Origin of the sequence: Micromonospora trifolii (assembly GCF_022229005.1) — a bacterium.
Classification (GTDB): Bacteria; Actinomycetota; Actinomycetes; order Mycobacteriales; family Micromonosporaceae; genus Micromonospora; species Micromonospora trifolii.
The window spans coordinates 134,863-155,508 of the sequence record NZ_JAKKFD010000002.1 but is presented as its reverse complement, the minus strand read 5'-3'; the positions used below and the strand labels follow the sequence as shown (position 1 = coordinate 155,508).

Sequence of the window (20,646 nt, the reverse complement as noted above, 5' to 3'; positions counted from 1 at the left end):
CACTGTCCGGGCAAGGGGATTCGGGCGGTAGCGCTAGGTCGAGAACCCGACATCGATCCACTTCGGAGCGCCCAGCCGGGCGTCCGTGCGGCGATCGATATCGGTCAGCGCGGTCGACCTGGTCGCGTCGCGGCGACTCAGCGGTCGTGCGTCTCGACAGACGGTTGGTGATCGGCCAGAGCACGTACGGCAGCCTCGATGAGCGCTGTCACCTGGTCCATGTCCCGAGCCCGGTGCACGTCCACCTCGGCAGACCATCCGTCGGACCGGGTGAGCCTCACCGTCACATCGTCGCGGCGGTGGGTCAGCCAGCCGGCGATCGCCTGCACCAGCACCATGGCGGTGCCCGCGTCGCTGGCCGCCACCTGCAGGACGTCAGTGGTGTCCGCCGACATCCCGCCGGGGGACGTCGTGGTCACCCCCTCCCGCAGCCGATCCTCAGCGCGCAGCCAGGACGCCAGCGAACGCCGAGCATCGGCGGACGGAAGATCCGGATGGACCGAGAGCGTGATCATCTCCGGCACGGTTCCTCCTCCCGAACGACGACAAGCCCACGCCACCATCCTGCCAGTCCGCGTCGGAACCGGCACGCCGAGTAGTCGGCAATATCGATCAACCCTTGACCGTCGTATCGGCGGTTCATAGGCTCCGGCCACTGCGAGGTTGTTCCCGAGAGGGGAAACACGACTCATGGCCCCATCGATGCGTCCGTTCCGGATGGTCCCCGCCAGGCGGCTGGCACGTGCCGCCACGATCGCGCTCCTGCTCGGCATGACTCCCCTGCTCGGCGGCACACCGGCCGCGAGCGCCGCCCCGCCCTCCCGCTGCAGCGACGACCCGACCGCCCGGTTGGGCACTGTGCCCACTCCGGAGAACGTGCTCGGCTTCCCGCTCGGTGCGGGACAGGAGCGGGTCGTCACCAACGAAGAGGTCCGGACCTATCTCGGGGCCGTCGATCGCGCCTCCAACCGGGTCGTCACCGGCGTGATGACCACAAGTGTGCTCGGTCAGCCGCTGCCGTACGCGGTGGTGTCCAACGAACGCCACGTGCGGCCCACCGCGCTCCGCGAGATCGCCGACGACGTCCGGGACCTGCGCGACCCGCGCCGGACCAGCGCGCGAACGGCCGCCCGGACGGCGACTGACAGCCCGGCCATCGTCTGGGTCACCGCGAACGTGCACGGCGGCGAGAAGAGCGGCGCCGACGCGGCGCTCAAGACGCTGTACGAGTTGGCAGCGGGCCTGTCCTGCGAGGTCACCCAGCGCAACGACAACCTGGTCACCATCATCGTCCCCACCCAGAACCCGGACGGCCGCGACGCGACCCGCCGGCAGAACGAGTTCGGCTTCGACCTGAACCGGGACTGGTTCGCCCGCACCCAGCAGGAGACCGACGGCAAGCTGGAACTGCTGCGCCGCTACCCGCCGCAGGTTTTCATCGACGCGCACGAGATGGGCGGCCGGCAGTACTTCTTCCCACCCAACGCCGACCCGATCCACCACGAGATCGCCGGTGAGGCGGTGGACTGGATCAACCGCATCGGCGAGGCCAACAAGGCCGGCTTCGGCTTCAACGGGGCCTGCGACGACACCGCCTTCACCGAGTGCTACTTCAACTACGACACGTACGACATGTTCTTCATGGGCTACGGCGACACGGTGCCGACCACCGGCTTCGGCGCGGCCGGCATGACGTACGAGAAGGGCAGCGCGTCGGCAGTGGCCGACCGGGTCCAGCAGCAGTTCCACACCCAGTGGTCGACGCTCGGCTGGGCCGCCGCGAACAAGCGCGAGGTGCTGGACGGCTACTTCGACATCTGGACCGACGCGCTCGCCCAGGGCAGGGCGGGCACGCTGGAGCCCAACGAGGTGGTGCAGCCCACCAACGAGGTGCAGTTCCCGGTGCCGGACCTCACCATCCGCTCGTACTTCCTGCTGCCCGACCGGCAGCTCGCCGACGTCCGCCAACTCGTCGAGCGGCTGCGCCGGATGGACGTCGAGGTGTACGAGGTGCAGAAGGCGACCCGGGTGCCCACCGCGCGGGTCTTCGGCGGGCGCAGCGCCACCAACGTGACACTGCCCAAGGGCGCGTACTGGATCCCGATGGACCAGCCGCAGAAGCACTGGATCCAGGCCATCATGGGCGAGGACCCGTACGTGCCGTTCCCGTACTTCTACGACGTGTCGTCCTGGAGCAACCCGCTGCTGATGGGCATCAACGCCATCTACACCGGAGACACCGTCCGGCCGAGGGCCGATCTGGTCCGCAAGGTGTCCGGCGGTCGCACCGGTGTGGCGTGGCCCTGGGGCTCGTACACGTACCCGCTCGACTCGGCTGCCGCCGCGGAGTTCACCTTCAACCTGCTCGGCCGTGGCGTACCCCTGGTCCGCGACCTCACGACCAGCAGGGTCGCCATCCCGGCAGCCACTGTGAGCCGGACCGTGGACGGGCTGGCCCAGTCCCTCGGGGTCACCCTCACTCCGGGCGGTCGGCCCGCCGGCACCCGCCTCGACCTGCCCGATGTGGGGTTGTTCCAGGGCACCGGCATCTCCACCACCTCCGGCTCGCACGGCGAGGCCCGTTATGTGCTCGGCAAGCGGTGGGGGCTCGACCTGAAGCCGGTCACCACTGCCGACATCAACGACAACACCGAGGCGTTCACCGGGCGTACCGTGCTGCTGGTGCCGGACGGCAGCAGCGCCACCGGCGGTCTGACCGCAGCCGGGCAGGCCAACCTGCGTGACTGGATCGGCCAGGGCCACACCTACCTCGGGTTGCGCAACGAGGGCACCCGGGTCGCCCGCGCCGCCGGGCTCACCTCGACCACTGAGAAGACCAAGCCGGCGGACTACCTGGTGATCGGCTCGCACCTGCGCGTCGACGTCGACAGGGACAGCCCGGTGGCGCTGGGTCGCCCGGCGGAGGATTTCGAGTTCAACAACAGCGACCCGATCCTCAGCCCGAGCACCACCGGGACGAACGTGCTCACGTACCCGACGGGTGACACCTTCTGGGCCAACGGTTACACAGTCGGGGCGGAGACGCTGAAGGGCACGGCGGCCGTCGTCGACGAGCCGACCGGCGCCGGTCGGGCGGTGCTGTTCGCGTTCAATCCGCTCTTCCGCGCGTACAACGAGAATGGTCTGCACCTGGTCGCCAACGCGTTGCTCTACCCGGCGACCGCCGCGCCGGAAGCGCGGCGCCCGGCCGGCGTCGACGCGGCGCGCGCCAGCGCCGCGGCCGCGCCGGTGTCGCCGGACCTGGGCGGCGGGTGGCGGCCGATCACCATTCAGGTGGCGGCCGGCGACCTACCCCGCACCCGGGCTATCGTCGAACGCTTCACCACCGACGCGAAGGCGTCCGCGAAGAACGGTTCCGCGTACGTCGTGATCCCGAACCCGCAGGGACTCCAGATGGACGAACACCCGTTCGGGCGCGATCTGGTACGCGCGCTGCGCGACGCCAAGGTGCCCCTGCGTTCCGTGGTCGGCTGACGCAGCCCTCCCACAGCGAAGCGCCCGCCCTCTCTGCTGAGGGCGGGCGCTTCGGTGTGTGTCGGGGACGGCTACGGCCGCCGGGCGACGTCGGTGACGAACGCCCGCCAACGGAGTGTCACCACCGGCGCGGGGCTGGCCATCTAACGCCTCGGCGCGGGCGGCTCGGGGAGGGTGCGAAACAGTAGCCAGCTCAGCGCGGGCATCAGAATCAGCGGGGCGAGGGCAACCTGGAGGGAGATCGCGTCGGCGACACCGCCGATGAGCGGGCTGACCAGGCCGCCGACGCTGACGGTCAGGCCCAGTGTGATGCCACTCGCGGTACCGACGCGGGTCGGAAGATAGTCCTGGCCAAGGGTGATCTGGAGCGAGAACGGGATGTAGAGCCCGGCCGAGGTGAGCGCCACGAACAGATAGAACGCCGGCCCGGGGACGAGCACGACCCCCGCGACGGCGGCGATGCTCACCAGGTACGACCAGCGCACGACGGTGACTCGGTCCCAGCGGCCGGCAAGGTTGCCCCCGAGCACCGTACCCACCGCTCCACCGAGGTAGAGCACCACCAGCGCCGCCGTTCCCGCCGAGGTTCCCCCGCCGGTGCGCTGCGGCGCGTAGAGCGCCAGGAATGTGCTCAGACCGGTGAACGCGATGGAGCGGCAGACCACGGCCAGCGACAGCCGGCCGAACGAGGCCCTGTCGTCGGTCCCGATCCACCGCGGGGGGTCGGAACCGACCTCTGTCGTCGGGCGCAGCGCGCGAAGGACGGGCAGGCACAGCACGCTGCCCGCGAGGGCCGGCACCACGAGCAGCGGAGTGAGTCGCAGACCGCCGCTGGCGACGACGGCGGCGACCAGAATGGGCGCGGCGGCGAAGCCGAGGTTGCCGCCGAGGGAGAACCAACCCATCCCGGCGTGGCTCCCGCCGCTGGCGATCCGCGCGACCCGGGCGGACTCGGGGTGGTACGCCGCGACTCCGATCCCGGAGACGGCCACGAACGCCAACGTCAACGGGTACGAACCGGTGAGCCCGCTGCACGCGATTCCCAGTCCGCCCAGGATCGTGCTCACTGGCAACAGCCAGGGCATTGCCCACCGGTCCGTCAGCGCACCGAACAGCGGTTGCGCCACCGAGGAGAGCAGCGAGGCGGCGAGCACCACGCCGGAGGCCGCCGCGTAGGTGTAGGCACGCTCGGCGATGAAGAACGGTACGAGCGCGGCGACGGCGCCCTGGTAGACGTCCACGCAACCATGCCCGACGGACAGCAAGATGATCGTTCTGTTTCTCGGCACGCCGCCATGCTCGCCGCTTCCCGGCCTGTCGGGCTTCCGATAACCTGCCAACCAATGACGAGAATCCGCCACCGGCCGGTGGCACCGACTCGCGCCCAGCAGTTGGCGTCCGGGTCCGTCATCGACGTGCACCGCCACGACGACCACCAGATCGTCTACGCCGCCCGTGGCGTGCTGGCCGTCACCACCGACGCGGGTGCCTGGGTCGTCCCCGCCAGCCGCGCCATCTGGGTGCCCGCCGGAACCGCGCACGCGCACCAGGCCCACGGCGCACTCGAACTGCACCTGATCGGCCTGCCCGCGACCGAGGACCCGCTGAATCTGACGGAACCGACAGTGCTGGCCGTCGGGCCGCTGCTGCGCGAGCTGATCCTCGCCTACACCCGCGTCCCCCAGGATGACAGCGTCCCGCGTGCACGGCTGCGGGCCGTTCTGCTCGACCAGTTGCGGTCCTCGGCAACGCAACCCGTGCGCCTGCCCACGCCCACCGAGCCTCGATTGAAGGCACTCTGCGCGATCCTGCACGCCGACCCGGCCGACAACCGCACCCTGGCCGCGCTCGGCAGGCAGGTCGGCGGGAGCGACCGTACGCTGTCCCGCCTGTTCCGCGCCGACCTCGGCATGACCTTCCCACAGTGGCGTACCCAACTGCGGTTGCACCGTGCTCTGGTGATGCTGGCCGAGGAGGTTCCGGTCACCGCCGTGGCGCATCGATGTGGATGGTCATCCGCCAGCGCGTTCATTGACGTCTTCCGGCGCGCCTTCGGGCACACCCCGGGCAGACACGAGCGCCGGTAACACGGACGGCCGCCGCCCTCCCCAGGACCCCGCGGGTCGGCTAGCGGACATCCACCGGGCCGGATCACGACAGCGCTCCCGGCACCCCGCGGCGCAGGCTGGCCGGGATCTGTGCCGACCCTCGGCACCCGGAGGAGGCACGCGGCCCATGGGCGTACCCCGCGTAGGGACGGCGGCGCTCGCCGGCTGTGTCGCCCTGCTGCTGATGGCGACCACTGTCGGGTGCAGACGGTCACGTCCGTCACCGGCCCCGGGCGGCGGCACGGCGACGGTCGGCCTGACCGTCAGCGCCGCACAGCCGTCGTACCGGGTGGGCGAGCAGATCAGCCTGCGGCTGAAGCTGGTCAACAACCGCGACGCGGAGTGCCACCTCAGTCGGGTGCCGGACGGGGCGGTGACGGTCATGTCGTTGACCCGCGACGGCGCGGCGGTGGCACCAGCGGTCGGCGGCGCCGCCTACTACCGGGACTTCACCGCGTACCTGGTCGAGAACCTGGTGCGGGTGCCGCCGCGTGGGTCGGTGGAGCTGACGGTGGGCAGCGACCCGCAGAGCCCGGTCGGCCCGGCGCTGATGACCTCCGCGCCGGACGGGCGGGGCGGCGCCGCCGTCACCTGGTGGCCCGTCGACCAACCAGGGGCGTACCGGCTGGTGCTGGGCTACCTGCGAGCGCCGCTGCGCGGCGTGCCGGCGGATGCCTGCGCCGCGACGGCCGAGCAGGGCGCTGTCGAGTTCGAGGTGAAGGGCGGGTGACCGGGTTGCGGAGCCGAATGCGACTGGGTGTCGTGCTGGCGGGCGTCCTGGTGCTGCTCGCCCCACAGGCGGCGTCCGCCGTGGTCAGCGTCAACAGCGACCTGCAAACCGAGTACGCGGGCTGCGTCGGACAGATCCGCGGCTCAGGCAACGGTGCCGTGCTCGACGAGCTGGAACGCTCCGGCAAGCAGATCAAGGTGCGCAGACCCATCTTCGGCTCGGAGAGCAGCACCACGACGTACGTCCCGGGCAGTGACGTGCAGATCAACTGGGTGCCGGAGAACGACGGTCGGGCGCTGCCGGAGGAGGGGGCCGGCTTCACCGAGGACCAGTGCGCCACCTTGATCCACGAGATGAACCACGCCCTCGACGAGGCCAACGACACCGACCGGGGCCAGTTCTGCACCCAGGGCGGCCAGTTCGCCAGCAACGTGGATCCCAGCGAGGTGCACGCGGTGCTGGCGGAGAACGCGTACCGCAAGGCCGTGGGGGTGCCGCAGCGCACGACGTACAGCGGAATGAAGCTGCCGTCCAACGGCAAGGACTGCGACCAGCCCAAGCCCCGACCACCCGGTGGTGGTGGTTGTTCGATCTCGGTGATCGGCAAGGGCTACCGGTGCGCCAACAGCAACGGTGACCCGCACCTGCTCACCTACGACGGTCTGCGGTACGACTTCCAGGCCGCCGGGGAGTTCGTGCTGACCCGCTCGACGGCCGACGACTTCGAGGTCCAGGTACGACAGACGATGTTCCCGGCCAGCTCGGTGGTGGCCGTCAACTCGGCCGTCGCGGTGAGGGTGGCCGGTGACCGGGTCGGCGTGTACGTCACACCCGACGGCCCGGCGGTCCGGGTGAACGGCGCCGCGCCGGTGTCCGCGCCCGACGGGGTGAGGTTGCCGCGCGGCGGCACCGTCACCACCTGGGGAGACGGCACTGTGACAGTGGAGTGGCCGGACGGCGCCCGACTGACCGCGCAGCCGATCGGGGTGTGGGGGTTGAGCGTGAGCGTCAGCGCGCCCACCGCCCGGGCCGGGACATTGGAGGGTCTGCTCGGCGACCATGACGGTGACCGCGCCGACGACCTGACCGTGCGGGGCGGGAAGCGGGTGGCGCAGCCGCCCACGTTCGAGGCGCTGTACCCGGGCTTCGCCGACAGTTGGCGCGTCGAGGCGCAGCGGTCGCTGTTCGACTACGAGCCGGGGCAGAACACCGGTACGTTCACCGACCGGCGCTTCCCGGACCGACTGCTCACCGTCGGGGACCTGCCCAACCGGGCCACCGCCGAACTGGTCTGCCGACGAGCCGGTGTCACCGATCCGCAGATCTTCGCCGACTGTGTGCTCGACGTCGGCCTCACCGGGCAGATGGCGTTCGCCGAGGACGCCGCCCGCGCGCAGCGCGACGTACCCGCCGCCGGTGACGTCGACCTGGCGGTGACCCGGGCCGGTGCCACGGCCGCGATGAAGGTGCCGGGCCGGGCCGGTCAGAAGATCTTCGTGGAGGTGCCCGCCGCCACAGTGCCGGATCGCTGCGGCGTGTTGCTGCTGTTCGATCCGCAGGGCCGTCAACTGGCGACCGGCTGTGTCATCTCCGGTGTCGGCTTCATCGACACGACCACGTTGACCGTCACCGGCGACCATCAGGTGGTGCTCGACCCGTGGGATGCCGACCTCGGTCGGGCGACGGTACGGGTCGTCGCGGTGACCGACGAGGAGAAGACGCTCACGCTGGACGGGCCCGCGGTTCGGGCGACCCTCGCCCAACCGGGCGCGGTCAGCCGCCTGGCCTTCGACGGGCGCGCCGGTCAGAAGGTCTTCCTCCAGGTCACCAACGCCACGCTGCCGGACCGGTGCAACCTGCTGCGCCTGCGCGACCCGGCCGGTGAACAGGTGGCCAGCGGCTGCGTGATCGGCGGCCAGGGCTACGTCGACGGTGTCGTCCTGCCGGCCACCGGCCGGTACGTCCTGGAGGTCGACGGGACCTCCACCGACACCGGCTCGGCGGACGTGCGGCTACGCGACGCGCACGACGAAGAGGCCGACACCGTTGCGGACGGCCGCGCCGTCACCCTGACGGTCGGCCGCCCGGGTGCGGTGAGCCGGCTGAGGTTCTCCGGCGACGTCGGTCGTCGCGTCACCGTCGAGGTGACCGTCGCCAGCCTGCCCGACCGGTGCGGAATTCTGCTCCTGAATGGCCCGGACGGCGACACCGTGGGCAGTGGCTGCGTCATCGGCGGCACGGGGCGGTTCGAGACGGGTCCGCTGCCGAAGGGCGGCACATACACCCTCGTGCTGGACCCGTGGGCGGACGACACCGGCTCAGGCATGGTCGTCGTGCGCCAGGGTCGCTGACTGCGGCGGCTGTTGTGGGGCCGGCTCTTCCCGGAAGAGCGCGATGCCTGTGAGTCATCACGATGACTCACAGGCATCACACACTTCGGGAAGTGCGTCAGGGGCCAACCCGAGCGCCGCAGGATCGACAGACGTCATACGTTACAGCTTGACGAACGGCATGTTATCGCTCACAGTCGATGCGAGGCGATCAGCGTCCGAGGCTCACCGGGAGGCCCTCTCGCTGGTCTGACCTCGGTGGTCAGGACGCCCCTGGGCAGGTGGACGTCGCATCAGGATCTGTCAGCAGCCGCCGGTGACGCGCGGCGGACGTCGCGCGCCTCGGGACCGCCCGGGCGCCGTCGTCGACCGCCTGCGCCGGACCGCCGTGCTGCCGCCGGTCCCCCGACTCACGACAAGAGGAACCGCCGATGAGATCAAGGATCGCACTGCTGGCCGCCGCGCTGGCGACGGCCCTGGCGACGATGACGGCCGTGGTCACTGTCGCCACCCCGGCGTCGGCCGCGACGCTCACCCAGGTGACCAACTTCGGCACCAACCCGACGAACCTCCAGATGCACCTGTACGTGCCGGACCGGGTCGCGGCCCAGCCGGCCCTGCTCCTCGCCCTGCACTACTGCACCGGCAGTGGTCCGGCAGTGCACAGCGGCTTCGGGCTGAGCACCCTCGCCGACCGCTACGGCTTCATCGTGATCTACCCGTCGGTGACCCGGAGCAGCAAGTGTTGGGACGTCTCGTCACCGCAGGCCCTGCGGCGCGACGGCGGCAGCGACCCGGTCGGCCTCAAGTCCATGGTCGACCATGTCCGGAGCCGCTACCCGGTCGATGCCAGCCGGATCGGGGTCGGTGGGTTCTCCTCCGGCGCCATGATGACCAACGTCATGGTCGGCCTCTACCCGGACCTGTTCCACGCCGGGTTCAGCTCCTCCGGCGTCCCGTTCGGGTGCTTCGCCACCACCAACGGCGCGGAGTGGAACAGCGAGTGCTCCGGCGGACGGATCGTCAGGACCGGGCAGCAGTGGGGTGACCTGGTCCGCAACGCCTACCCCGGTTACTCCGGCAAGCGTCCCCGGTTCCAGATCTGGCACGGCACCACTGACACCACACTGAGCTACGTCAACTTGGGCGAGCAGATCAAGCAGTGGACCAACGTGCAGGGCGTGTCGCAGACCCCCAGCTTCACCGACTCCCCGCAGACCAGCGCCACCCGTACCCGGTACGGGGGCACCGGCGGCACGGCGCCCGTCGAGGCGATCAGCTTCCAGGGGTACGGCCACTCCATCCCGTTCGACGCCGCGCAGGCCATCCGGTTCCTCGGCTTCGACACCACGAGCCCCACCACACCGCCGCCCGGCGGCACGTCGGCGCCGCTGCGCAACACCGGCGCCAACCGCTGCCTCGACGTCCCGTCCCGGTCGCAGACCAACGGCACCCAGTTGGCGCTGTGGGACTGCAACGGCGGCACCAACCAACAGTGGACGTCGACCGCCACGAAACAACTCCAGGTGTACGGCACGAAGTGTCTGGACGCCGAGGGCGCCGGGACCTCGCCGGGCACCCGGGTGATCATCTGGGACTGCAACGGCGGCACCAACCAGCAGTGGAACGTCAACACCGATGGCACGGTCACCGGCGCGCAGTCCGGCCTGTGCCTGACGCCCAACGCCGCCGGAACCGCCAACGGCACCCCTGCGGTCCTGTCGAGCTGCAACGGCACGAACAGCCAGCGGTGGGCCCGAAGCTGACGCGATGACCGGCGGCGGCGATGTCGCCGCCGAGGATGACAGGCGCCCTGGCGTGGACCGGGTGGCGTCCCGCTGCTCGGGCCCGGACTCCGAACAGCGGGACGCGACCCGGCGGCCAGGGGTGTCCCGGCTGCTGCGGTGCCCTGGAATTCCGGTGGCCGTTCATGCCTCGGCCGCGTGGCGCGCGGGTCGCCCGGTGGTGGTCTCGGGCCGTCTCGCGCCGGCCACGTGCCACCCGCCCCACGCCACGATCGTCGTCCAGCACGCCCTAGGCCAATGGCGACAGCTCCGTCACAGCGACCCGAGGTCGTTCGAGTATCGACGACTGTCCGTCACGTTAACGCTAACAGTGAGCGATTGTCCATAGACAACGATCTTCGTTCGCTGCTCGGGGTGGTCGCGTGTATGCAGACGACAGTCGGGAGCGCGGGCCGAATAGCCTTGCGGCATGCGGGGACGATTCGGCGCGGCCAGGCGGTGGTACGGGGAGCACCGGCGGTTGGTTCGCCGTACGGTCCTCGCGCTCGCTGTGGCAACGGTGGCGCTGACCGGCGGCACCGTGGCAAGCGTGACGTGGATCCGCGACACCGCCGAGGGCCACCTCTACGGCGAGGCCGAGGTGCCGGACGCGCCGGTCGCCCTGGTGCTGGGCACCAAGGTGAACGCCGACGGCACACCCTCACCCGTCCTCGCGGCCCGGTTGGAGATCGCACGGCGACTGTTCGAGGTCGGCAAGGTCCAGGCGATCCTCGTGTCGGGCGACAACATGAACGCCGACTACAACGAGCCCGCCGCGATGCGGAGCTGGCTGGTGGATCGGGGTGTGCCGGCGCACAAGGTGGTGCCCGACTACGCCGGCTTCGACACGTACGACTCGTGTGCGCGGGCTGAGCGGATCTTCGGGGTACGGCGAGCCACTGTGGTGACCCAGTCCTTCCACCTTCCGCGCGCCGTGGCGCTGTGCCGGCGCCTCGGCATCGACGCCAACGGCGTGGGTGACGACAGCGCGAAGCGGTACGCCCAGACGTGGTGGTTCAGTTCGTCCCGGGAGAACGGCGCCTGCCTGAAGGCCGCGCTGGATCTGCTCTCCGGTCGGGACCCGGCGCACCTCGGCCGCCGGGAGACGGGCGTCGACGACGCGTTGCGCGTCGGCTGAGGGAGGTCACGAGCGTGGTGGTGCGGCGCTGTCGCGGACGATCAGCTCGGTGGCGAGTTCGACACGTGGGCTCTCGGTCCGCTCGCCGCCGGCGAGGCGCAGCACGGTCCGCGCGGCCAGCATGCCCATCTCGGCCAGGGGTTGCCGGACGGTGGTCAGCGGTGGCGAGCACCATCGCACCTCCGGCAGGTCGTCGAAGCCGACCACGCTGACGTCGTCGGGCACCCGCAGGCCCCGCTTGCGGACCGCCTCGTAGACGCCGAGGGCCATCTGGTCGCTGGAGGCACAGATGGCGGTGGGTGGGTCGGGCAGGGCCAGCAGCTGCGTACCCGCCGTGAAGCCGGCCTCGTGGTAGAAGTTGCCGGGGCGGATCAGGGCGTCGTCGATGGGGATCCCGGCGGCGCCGAGGGCGGCCCGGTAGCCGTCCATCCGGGCCCGGCTGCACATCAGGTGCGGCGGGCCGGCGATGAAGCCGATGCGTCGGTGGCCGAGGCTGATCAGGTACTGGTTGGCGCTGAGGCTGCCCGCCCAGTTGGTGGCGCCGATGGTGGGTGACTCCTGCGGGTCGACCCCGGCCGGGTCGATGATGACGACCGGGAGGTGCAGCCGGCGCAGCTCGGCCTGCAACGGCGGGTTCACCATCGAGGTCACGAAGATGATTCCCTCGGTGGAGCGGGTCCGCATGTTGTCGAGCCACTGCTTGGCCGAGGAGATGCGCCAGTGGATGGCCGACACGACGGTGCCGACACCGCTGGTCTGGCCGACGTCCTCCACCCCACGGATGATCTCCACGGCCCACGGGCTGTCCAGGTCGTTGAAGACCAGGTCGATGAGGGCGGCGTCGGTGCGACGGGCCGGTGAGCGACGGCGGTAGCCATGCCGGTTGAGGAGCGCCTCGACGCGTTCCCTGGTGTCGGGGGCGACGTCGGAGCGGCCGTTGATGACCCGGGAGACGGTGGGCACGGAGACTCCGGCCAACCGCGCGATCATGGCGATGGTGACGTTTCGACCGTTCTCCGTGCCCACGGTCCCCCCTGCGTCCTGCTGGAAACTTCAGGTCTGCTCGCGGTGGTGCGTCGTCATCCGGCTGAGCCGGCGGGTGGGGGTCTTCGGATCTCCGAAACTTTCACTGCTTCGCCGGTAATACCGATCGATGGCCGGCACGCTACGAGCTGTTGTCGCGACGGTCAAGACCTCTGTCCTATTGCGAAAGGACCGGCTAGCGTAGGCACAACCTTCAATGGCCGGGGACCGCGAGTTTCCGGAAGTTGCCGTCAGCCCGCCCAGAGGAGTGCTCGTGTCGACCGACATTGCTACTGTGGCGACCGCTACCCGGTCGATCCGCAATCCCGTCCTTGCCGGGTTCCACCCGGACCCGTCGATCCTGCGCGTCGGCGACGACTACTACCTGGCCACCTCGACCTTCGAGTGGTATCCGGGCGTGCTCGTGCACCACTCGCGTGATCTGGTGAACTGGCGCAGCCTGGGTGGGATCATCACCGACCGGCGCCTGCTCGATCTGCGCGGATGCGGCGACTCCAACGGGGTGTGGGCGCCCGACCTGACCTACCACGACGGTCAGTTCCACCTCGTCTACAGCGACGTGGCCAGCTTCGCCAGCGGCTACTGGGATCCGCAGAACTTCCTGGTCACCGCCGAGGACATCACCGGCCCCTGGTCCGATCCGGTGAAGCTGCACGGGCGCGGGTTCGACGCGTCGCTGTTCCACGACGACGACGGCACCACGTGGCTGCTGGGCATGAGCGCGGACTGGCGACCCGGCCGCGACCGCTTCGGCGGCATCGAGATCCAACAGTACGATCGGGCCGCACGCCGCCTGGTCGGCAGCCCCCGCATCCTGTTCACCGGCTCACCGGTCGGGGTCACCGAGGGTCCGCACCTGTACCGCCACGACGGCTGGTACTGGCTGATCACCGCCGAGGGCGGCACCAGCTGGGAGCACCAGGTCACCGTGGCGCGGTCCCGGGAGCTGTTCGGGCCGTACGAGGTGGAACCGGACGGCCCGCTGCTCACCTCCTTCGGGCGGCCCGACCTGCGGTTGCAGAAAGCGGGGCACGGCAGCCTGGTCCACACGCAGAGCGGCGAGTGGTACCTGGCCCACCTGGTTGGCCGCCCGTACTCCCCGCTGGGCAACTGCGTGCTGGGTCGGGAGACCGCGATCCAGCGGGTCGAGTGGCCGTCGGGCGGCTGGCCGCGCATCGCCGGAGGGGTGCCCGCGGACGACGTCGTCGCCCCCGACCTGCCCGCGCACCCCTGGCCGGCGGCGCCCGAGACGGACCACTTCGACGCCCCCGAGCTGGGCCGGTGCTGGTCGACGCTGCGTCGGCCGGCCACCCCGGACTGGATCGACCTGCACACCCGCCCGTCGTACCTGCGGGTCCACGGCGGGCAGTCGCCGGTCGGTCGCCAGGCACCCAGCCTGGTCGGGCGACGCGTCGGCGCGATGGAGTGCTCGCTGGAAACCGTTGTGGAGTTCGAACCGGCCGACCACCGTCAACTCGCCGGGATCACCGCCTACTACAACACCCTCAACTGGCACCACCTCTACCTGACCCGGGCCGACGACGGCCGGACGGTGCTGGAACTGCTCAGCTCCGACAACGGGCGGCGCACCGCGTACCCCGATCTGACCGTCGATGCCGACGGCGTCTCCCGGGTCGGTCTGCGGGCCGTCTTCGACGGGCCGGCGGTGCGCTTCGACTACGACCTCGGCACCGGTTGGCAGCGGCTACCGGTCGAGTTGGACGCGACAATCCTGTCCGACGAGCACGCCGCGCTGATCATCGACGGTGAGCCGGCGGCGTGGGGCTTCACCGGGGCGTTCCTCGGCCTGTGGGTGCAGGACCTGGGCGGCGACGGCGTGCACGCCGACTTCGACCTGGCCACCTACCGGGAGCAGTGACCACGCGGACGGCACTCGGCGGGTGCCGTCCGCGTTCCCACTCGTCCTACCCGACCTGGGCGGCGACGGCCCGCAGCTGACCGAGGGTGGTGCGGAAGCCGTGGCCGGACGCGGCCGGGTCCTCCGCGTTCAGGCCGCTGACGGCCATGGTCTGCGAGCGGGTCGTGGCGACGGCTTCCGCGCCGGCTCCGTTCAGGTCGAACACACCGAAGTCGCCGCTGAGCGTCCGGAACGTCGGGGCCGTCGGGTCCTGGGCGAGGTAGAGCACCACGACCTGGCCCGCCTCGAGCGTCGACATGTGGGCCATGTCCGGCACACCGGCGGGCAGCGGGGCGAGCGTGATCCGTGAGCCGGCCCGCACCGTCGATCCGCTAGCCGCACGCAGCACCTCGTCGACCCGGAATCCGGCCGCCTCGACCTCACCGCGTACGACCAGGTCCGCGGTGTCACTGAGCTGCCGCACGGTGCCGTACCCGCGCAGCTTGCCCTTGATCGGCGGGGCCGCGACGTCGGTCGGCGTGGCGGCGCTGCTCGGGGCCGCGCTGCTCGGGGCGGGCGCGGCGGCCGGGTCGCCGCCGCTACCGCCGCTACCGCAGGCGGACAGGGCCGCGGCGGCCAGCACGGCGGCGGCCGTGGCCACCAGCGGCCGGGTACGGCGAAGGTCGACTGCCATGGAACGCTCCTCGCGTCTCGGTGCCGTCCCGGGCCGTCTCGCTCGGAACGCGGCACTGCTTACGCCTTCTATCTGTGCGGCCCGGGCACCGAGTTCCATTCTTTTTCTCCGGGCTCAGCTTCTCCGGAGTCAGCGCCGCTCGCGGGCGAGCTGACGAAGCTCGGCCAACGTGGTGACGAACGCGCGACCCGCCCCGGTGGCGTCCTCGGTGCGCAGACCGGTCACCGACATCGCCGGTGACCGGCTGGTCGCCGTCTCCCCGGCGAGGTCGAAGATCCCGAACTCGCCGCCGAGCGGACGGTAGACGCGCGCACCCGGGTCAGCGAGGCCCAGGTAGAGGACTGTCGGCCGGCCGGCCGGCCCGGCTGGCTCCGCGGCCACCACGATCTCGGTCGGCACCGGAGCACCCGGGGCGCGGTAGAGCACCTCCGCCACCCGGTAGACCGCCCGCCCGTCCGCCACCGACGCCACCTCGCCGCGAACCACCAGGTCGGCCGTGTCGGTGAGTTGGCGCACCGTGCCGTACCCACGATTCTTGGCGGCCGTGCCCGGCGGCGCCGGCCGCGCGGCCGAGCGGCTCGCCTCGGGCGACGGGAGCGCGGCCGGGGGCGCGTCGCCGGACCGGGCCGCGAGCCCTCCGCCGATCCCCGCCGCGACCAGTGCCAACGCGGCCGCCGCGAGCGCGGGCCGCAGCGGCCCGAAGGCCCTTGATCGGGTACGCGGCTGCTGCGCGATCGCCGTCAGCAGACGGCTGCGGTGCAGCTCGTGCCGGCCCGCCGGCAGGTCGTGATCACCGGGGTGGGGGGCGATCTCCGCCCACTCGGTCGGGTCCGGCGCGCTCACTGGCTGCCCTCCCGCACGAGCGAGGCGTCCACGGCTGGCGGCCGTGCGGCGCGTGGTGGGGCGTCGACGAGGGTGCGGAGCCGGGCGCGGGCCCGCGACAGCCGGGAGCGCACAGTGCCGACCGGAATCCCCAGCGCCTCCGCCGCGGACTCGTAGTCGAGGCCCTCCCACAGGCACAGGGTCAGCACCTCCCGCTCGGGCCGGCGTAACCGGGCCAGCGCGTCGATCGCGGCGGCGATGCGTCGGCTGTCGTCGAGTCGGCCGGCGACCTCGTCGGCGTGGTCGGGCAGTGTGACGTCGGAGGCGAGCAGCGCTGCGGCCATCCTGCGGTAGCGGCGGTTGCTGCGGGCGTGGTTGCGGGCCTCGTTGGTGGCGATGCCGAGCAACCAGGGACGCAGCGAACCGCCCTCCTCGGTGACCCGCTGCCGGGAACGCCAGGCCTGGAGGTAGGTGGCGGCCATGACGTCCTCGGCCGTGGCCCAGTCGGCGGTCAGCCGGAACGCGTGGTTGTACACCGAGCGCGCGTACGTGTCGAACAGCTCGGCGAACGCGCCGGGGTCACCGGCGCGCACCCGAGCGCGCAGACTCGACTCCATGACCATCTTCTGTCCGTCGGACGGTGCTGGTTCCGATGGACCGGCCCGTAGATCAGTTACGGCCCGACGATAGTCACCGGCGGGTACGTCCCGCCAACGACGGGATGAACAGGTGCCGTCACGCCTCGCGGTCGTCGATTGACGAGGAATCGACGTACTGGTATCTGTTAATACAGTTTCCTGATGCTTGGCCCGGCGCGGCACTCCGGCCCCGGCGGGCACCGCGCACCGACCGGCCGGCGGCACGCCGCCCCTTCCCCGAGGAACACAATGGTTCACAAGAGAACAGCCGCCTACGTCGTGGGCACCCTGCTGGTCGGCGTCGCCGCCGTCGGCTACGGCCTGCCGTCGGCGAGCGCCGCGACCGCCGGCCCGATCACCGGCCTCGGCGGTAAGTGCATCGACGTGGCCGGCGCCAGCGCGGCCAACGGCACGGCCGTCCAGCTCTACGACTGCAACGGCAGCGCGGCCCAGACGTGGACCGTCGGCAACACCGACAACTCGATCCGGGCACTCGGCAAGTGCCTCGACGTCACCGCGGCGTCGACCGCCAACGGCGCCAAGGTGCAGCTGTACGACTGCAACAACTCCGGCGCGCAGAAGTGGACCGCCAGCAACGGTGCGCTCGTCAACTCCGGCTCCGGCAAGTGCCTCGACGTCACCGACCGGAGCACCGCGAACGGCGCCCGGTTGCAGATCTGGACCTGCGGCGGCACGACGAACCAGCGGTGGACCCTGCCGGGCGGCGGCACCCCCACCCCCACGCCCACCACCCCGAGCGGCACCAACCTCGACGACCCGGCGAAGAAAAACGTCGCCATGCAGCTCGTCTCGGCCGCGGAGAACTCGTCGCTCGACTGGCGCGCGCAGTTCTCCTACATCGAGGACATCGGCGACGGGCGGGGCTACACCGCCGGCATCATCGGCTTCTGCTCCGGCACCGGTGACATGCTCGAACTGGTCGAGGCGTACACCCGCACCAAGCCGGGCAACGTACTCGCCGGCTACCTGCCGGCGCTGCGCAACGTCAACGGCACCCCGTCGCACGCCGGTCTCGACCCCAACTTCCCCCGCGACTGGCGGACCGCGGCCACCGACTCGGTCTTCCAGGCCGCCCAGGAGGCCGAACGCGACAGGGTCTACTTCAACCCATCGGTACGCGACGGCAAGAACGACCAGGTCCGGGCGCTCGGTCAGTTCGCCTACTACGACGCGGCGGTCATGCACGGGTACGAGGGCATGCGCCAGATCCGCAACCGTGCCCTGAACCGGGCCAAGCCCCCAGCCCAGGGCGGCGACGAGCGAACCTGGCTCAACGCGTTCCTCGACGAGCGGGTCATCGAGATGAAGAAGGAGGAGGCCCACTCGGACACCTCCCGCGTCGACACCGCCCAGCGGGTGTTCCTCAACAACGGCAACTTCAACCTGAACACGCCACTGGTGTTCGCCGTCTACGGCGACCAGTTCCGCATCGGCTGAGCGGTTGGAACGGTGGCGGGGTCGTCGTTCGTTCGCCGACGACCCCGCCGCCACGGGCGAGACTGGCAGGCTTGGTCTCCATGAACGACGGCAAGGATTGGTACGCCTGGCACAGCCCGTACGCCGACGAGGGCTCACCGCTGGCGCGCCGGCTACGACTGGTTCAGCACCATGTCGCCACGTGGCTCGATGAGCGACCGGGCAAGCCTGCGTCTGTGGTCAGCATGTGCGCCGGCCAAGGCCGCGACATCCTGGACGTGCTGGCCTCGCGCCCTGACGCCACACGGGCTGAAGTCACGCTGATCGAGTGGGACCCGCGCAACGTCGCCGCAGCCCGAGCCAGAGCAGCCACCCAGAACCTCGACACGGTGACCGTCATACAGGCCGACGCGGGTGACCTCGCCTCCTACCGACAGGCGGCGCCTGCCGACCTTGTCATCATGGCGGGAGTCCTGGGCAACATCAGCGACGCCGACGCCCACGCCACCATCAACGCGCTGCCACAGCTCTGCGCCGCTGACGCCACGGTGATCTGGACCAGGACCCGACGCGCGCCCGACCTCACACCAAGGATCCGAACGTGGTTGGCCGACGCCGGGTTCGCCGAACAGGCCTTCCACGCCCCCGACGGTGTGCTGTTCTCCGTCGGGGTTCATCGCTTCGCGGGCACCACAGAGCAGCTGGACACCAACGGCAAGATCTTTAAGTTCATCGCTTGACATAGAACTAAGGCATTGACATCGCAGAGGGTCATGGCGCGTCGGTCACCAGCGCGAGTGCGCGCCGCAGCACACCGCCGACTCGATCACGCTGTCTCCACCCGCCCACTCCCGCGAGCACAGCTCATCAATCGATCATGGTGACTGAAAGTGTCGTACACCTGTTCTAGTGTCGGGTCATGGTCGAGGAGTTGGCGCAGGCAGACGACGCGGTCGCCGCCTGCGTCGACGCCCCCGCATGGCCGCTCCCGGAACATGACCTGATCGCCGCGCTCGACGCCGCGCACCGCCTTCAGCACCGCCTCGCCGCCGTCACCCTCACCCTCATCCGCGAGATCGACGCCCGCGGCACCGCCCGCACCCAGGGCGCCTCCAACACCGCCGTGTGGCTGCGCGAACGACTACGACTCACCGTCCCCGCCGCCCGCCGCCTGATCGACCTCGCCACCGCCCTCGACACCGGCAACCCCGGCATCCGACAAGCCCTAGCCGACGGGCACCTCACCCTCGACCAGGCCCGAGTCATCACCGACACCGTCACCACCGTCCAGGCCACCGCCGGCACACAGGCCGCCGACAAGGCCGTCAGCCTGCTCACCGACTGGGCCGCCCAGTTCGACCCCACCCACCTGCGCAAACTCGGCACCCGCATCCTCGACCACGTCGCCCCCGACATCGCCGACGCCACCGCCCACGCCGCCCTGCACGCACAAGCACGCCGCGCCGCCCTCGACCGGCACCTCACCCTGTCCGAACAGACCGACGGCCGCCTGCGACTCACCGGCACCCTCGACGCCGAAACCGCCGGCCTGTTCCGCGCCGCCATCGACCCACTGACCGCGCCCTCCGGCCCCGACGACACCCGCTCCCCCGGACAACGCCGCCACGACGCCCTCGCCGATGTCTGCCGACTCGCCCTCCGCACCAGTGAGCTACCCGACAGCGGCGGCGACCCCGCGCAGATCGTCGTCACCACCAGCTACGACGGACTGACCCGGCAACTCGGTGCCGGCACCCTCGACACCGGCCTCAGCCTCGCCCCGGACACCGTGCGCCGGCTCGCCTGCGACGCCACCATCCTGCCCACCGTCCTCGGCGCCACCGGCCAAGTCCTCGACGTCGGCCGACAACGCCGCCTCATCACCGGGCCACTACGCCGCGCCCTCATACTCCGCGACCGCGGCTGCGCCTTCCCCGGCTGCGACCGACCACCGCGCTGGTGCCACGCCCACCACATCCGGCACTGGGCCGACGGCGGCGACACCAGCCTCGACAACGCCGTCCTGCTCTGCGGCCACCACCACCGCCACCTACACCACAGCGACTGGACCGTCCATCTCGGCCACGACGGCCACCCCGAATTCGTCCCACCAGCCTGGCTCGACCCCGAACAACTCCCCCGCCGCAACCACTACCACCGACGAACATAGGGGCAGGCAGCCGAGAACGATCACCCCTTGTCGGGTCGCGACCGTCGCCCACCGCACACCGCCTAAGGCATCCTAGGAGGCTGGTTGGTCAGGCACCCACCGCGAAGGCCGAAGCGCCGAGCGGCACGTCCCGGGCGCGTGCCGGCTGGGTCGAGAAGAGAGCAGCTCGCAGCGGTTCGCACTGACCCGCAGCAGCTCACGACGGCCTGCGCCGGGTTGCAACGCCGCGTCGGCCGGCGAGCCAGGTGACGCTGTCGTCGGCCAGCAGCGGCACAACGCAACTCGCAACAGCTCACGATCGCCTTCCACAGCCCGACAGCCCACCACGACCCGCAACGCATTCAGCCGCCTGCGCCACCCACGACGGCCCAAGACGACCCGCAGCGAGCCGCGACGGC

16 protein-coding genes are annotated in these 20,646 nt (G+C 71.0%); 10 read left to right on the top strand and 6 right to left on the bottom strand.

Annotation, left to right across the window (positions count from 1 at the left end; genetic code table 11):
• Positions 1-137: 137 nt before the first annotated feature.
• A complete protein-coding gene (locus tag NIE79_RS01815; RefSeq protein WP_238677021.1) occupies positions 138-515 on the bottom strand; it encodes an effector-associated constant component EACC1 in 378 nt (125 codons plus the stop codon).
• 187 nt (positions 516-702) lie between these two features.
• On the opposite strand from NIE79_RS01815, the gene NIE79_RS01810 reads away from it, so the two are divergent.
• The gene (locus NIE79_RS01810) at positions 703-3,495 is read left to right on the top strand and encodes a M14 family zinc carboxypeptidase (RefSeq protein WP_238676842.1); all 2,793 of its coding nucleotides are present in this window, start codon (positions 703-705) and stop codon (positions 3,493-3,495) included.
• Positions 3,496-3,638: 143 nt separating this feature from the next.
• On the opposite strand, the gene NIE79_RS01805 is transcribed toward NIE79_RS01810, so the two are convergent.
• Complete coding sequence (locus NIE79_RS01805; RefSeq protein ID WP_238676841.1) at positions 3,639-4,784, bottom strand: MFS transporter; 1,146 nt, start codon at positions 4,782-4,784, stop codon at positions 3,639-3,641.
• Between the two features lie 54 nt (positions 4,785-4,838).
• On the opposite strand from NIE79_RS01805, the gene NIE79_RS01800 reads away from it, so the two are divergent.
• The 5 genes from NIE79_RS01800 to NIE79_RS01780 all read left to right on the top strand — a co-directional run bounded on the left by NIE79_RS01800 (position 4,839) and on the right by NIE79_RS01780 (position 11,585).
• Positions 4,839-5,582 (top strand): AraC family transcriptional regulator, encoded by a 744-nt coding sequence (locus tag NIE79_RS01800; protein ID WP_238676840.1) that lies wholly within the window; start codon positions 4,839-4,841, stop codon positions 5,580-5,582.
• Between the two features lie 148 nt (positions 5,583-5,730).
• Positions 5,731-6,333, top strand: a complete 603-nt coding sequence (locus NIE79_RS01795; RefSeq protein WP_238676839.1) for a hypothetical protein — start codon at positions 5,731-5,733, stop codon at positions 6,331-6,333.
• Between the two features lie 17 nt (positions 6,334-6,350).
• Positions 6,351-8,684 carry a VWD domain-containing protein gene (locus NIE79_RS01790; RefSeq protein WP_238676838.1) on the top strand — a complete coding sequence of 778 codons (2,334 nt, stop codon included), beginning with the start codon at positions 6,351-6,353 and terminating at the stop codon, positions 8,682-8,684.
• Positions 8,685-9,094: 410 nt separating this feature from the next.
• Positions 9,095-10,429, top strand: a complete 1,335-nt coding sequence (locus tag NIE79_RS01785) for an extracellular catalytic domain type 1 short-chain-length polyhydroxyalkanoate depolymerase (RefSeq protein ID WP_238676837.1) — start codon at positions 9,095-9,097, stop codon at positions 10,427-10,429.
• A 448-nt stretch (positions 10,430-10,877) separates the two neighbouring features.
• Positions 10,878-11,585 (top strand): SanA/YdcF family protein, encoded by a 708-nt coding sequence (locus NIE79_RS01780; protein ID WP_238676836.1) that lies wholly within the window; start codon positions 10,878-10,880, stop codon positions 11,583-11,585.
• A 6-nt stretch (positions 11,586-11,591) separates the two neighbouring features.
• Here NIE79_RS01780 and NIE79_RS01775 read toward each other — a convergent pair whose 3' ends face one another.
• Positions 11,592-12,575 carry a LacI family DNA-binding transcriptional regulator gene (locus tag NIE79_RS01775; RefSeq protein ID WP_238411570.1) on the bottom strand — a complete coding sequence of 328 codons (984 nt, stop codon included), beginning with the start codon at positions 12,573-12,575 and terminating at the stop codon, positions 11,592-11,594.
• 307 nt (positions 12,576-12,882) lie between these two features.
• On the opposite strand from NIE79_RS01775, the gene NIE79_RS01770 reads away from it, so the two are divergent.
• A complete protein-coding gene (locus NIE79_RS01770) occupies positions 12,883-14,508 on the top strand; it encodes a glycoside hydrolase family 43 protein (RefSeq protein WP_238676835.1) in 1,626 nt (541 codons plus the stop codon).
• 46 nt (positions 14,509-14,554) lie between these two features.
• Here NIE79_RS01770 and NIE79_RS01765 read toward each other — a convergent pair whose 3' ends face one another.
• The 3 genes from NIE79_RS01765 to NIE79_RS01755 form a co-directional block, all read right to left on the bottom strand.
• Positions 14,555-15,181: a hypothetical protein gene (locus tag NIE79_RS01765; RefSeq protein WP_238676834.1), complete on the bottom strand. Its 627-nt coding sequence runs from the start codon at positions 15,179-15,181 to the stop codon at positions 14,555-14,557.
• A gap of 129 nt (positions 15,182-15,310) precedes the next feature.
• Complete coding sequence (locus NIE79_RS01760; protein WP_238676833.1) at positions 15,311-16,024, bottom strand: hypothetical protein; 714 nt, start codon at positions 16,022-16,024, stop codon at positions 15,311-15,313.
• Positions 16,021-16,620, bottom strand: a complete 600-nt coding sequence (locus NIE79_RS01755) for an RNA polymerase sigma factor (RefSeq protein WP_238676832.1) — start codon at positions 16,618-16,620, stop codon at positions 16,021-16,023. Before NIE79_RS01755 ends, NIE79_RS01760 begins: the two co-directional genes overlap by 4 nt.
• A 270-nt stretch (positions 16,621-16,890) precedes the next feature.
• Between NIE79_RS01755 and NIE79_RS33535 the strand changes: the two genes are divergently transcribed.
• From NIE79_RS33535 to NIE79_RS01735, 3 genes are all read left to right on the top strand, one after another.
• Positions 16,891-18,099, top strand: coding sequence for a chitosanase (locus NIE79_RS33535; RefSeq protein WP_274523447.1), 1,209 nt, complete (start codon positions 16,891-16,893; stop codon positions 18,097-18,099).
• Positions 18,100-18,179: 80 nt separating this feature from the next.
• Positions 18,180-18,818 (top strand): methyltransferase domain-containing protein, encoded by a 639-nt coding sequence (locus tag NIE79_RS01740; protein WP_238676831.1) that lies wholly within the window; start codon positions 18,180-18,182, stop codon positions 18,816-18,818.
• A 179-nt stretch (positions 18,819-18,997) separates the two neighbouring features.
• Complete coding sequence (locus tag NIE79_RS01735; RefSeq protein WP_238676830.1) at positions 18,998-20,248, top strand: HNH endonuclease signature motif containing protein; 1,251 nt, start codon at positions 18,998-19,000, stop codon at positions 20,246-20,248.
• Positions 20,249-20,646 lie beyond the last annotated feature (398 nt).

Coding starts and splice junctions, on each gene's coding strand:
- NIE79_RS01815 (WP_238677021.1), bottom strand. CDS start 515: ATGATCACGCTCTCGGTCCATCCGGATCTTCCGTCCGCCGATGCTCGG.
- NIE79_RS01810 (WP_238676842.1), top strand. CDS start 703: ATGCGTCCGTTCCGGATGGTCCCCGCCAGGCGGCTGGCACGTGCCGCC.
- NIE79_RS01800 (WP_238676840.1), top strand. CDS start 4,839: ATGACGAGAATCCGCCACCGGCCGGTGGCACCGACTCGCGCCCAGCAG.
- NIE79_RS01795 (WP_238676839.1), top strand. CDS start 5,731: ATGGGCGTACCCCGCGTAGGGACGGCGGCGCTCGCCGGCTGTGTCGCC.
- NIE79_RS01790 (WP_238676838.1), top strand. CDS start 6,351: ATGCGACTGGGTGTCGTGCTGGCGGGCGTCCTGGTGCTGCTCGCCCCA.
- NIE79_RS01785 (WP_238676837.1), top strand. CDS start 9,095: ATGAGATCAAGGATCGCACTGCTGGCCGCCGCGCTGGCGACGGCCCTG.
- NIE79_RS01780 (WP_238676836.1), top strand. CDS start 10,878: ATGCGGGGACGATTCGGCGCGGCCAGGCGGTGGTACGGGGAGCACCGG.
- NIE79_RS01775 (WP_238411570.1), bottom strand. CDS start 12,575: ATGATCGCGCGGTTGGCCGGAGTCTCCGTGCCCACCGTCTCCCGGGTC.
- NIE79_RS01765 (WP_238676834.1), bottom strand. CDS start 15,181: ATGGCAGTCGACCTTCGCCGTACCCGGCCGCTGGTGGCCACGGCCGCC.
- NIE79_RS01755 (WP_238676832.1), bottom strand. CDS start 16,620: ATGGAGTCGAGTCTGCGCGCTCGGGTGCGCGCCGGTGACCCCGGCGCG.
- NIE79_RS33535 (WP_274523447.1), top strand. CDS start 16,891: ATGGTTCACAAGAGAACAGCCGCCTACGTCGTGGGCACCCTGCTGGTC.
- NIE79_RS01740 (WP_238676831.1), top strand. CDS start 18,180: ATGAACGACGGCAAGGATTGGTACGCCTGGCACAGCCCGTACGCCGAC.
- NIE79_RS01735 (WP_238676830.1), top strand. CDS start 18,998: ATGGTCGAGGAGTTGGCGCAGGCAGACGACGCGGTCGCCGCCTGCGTC.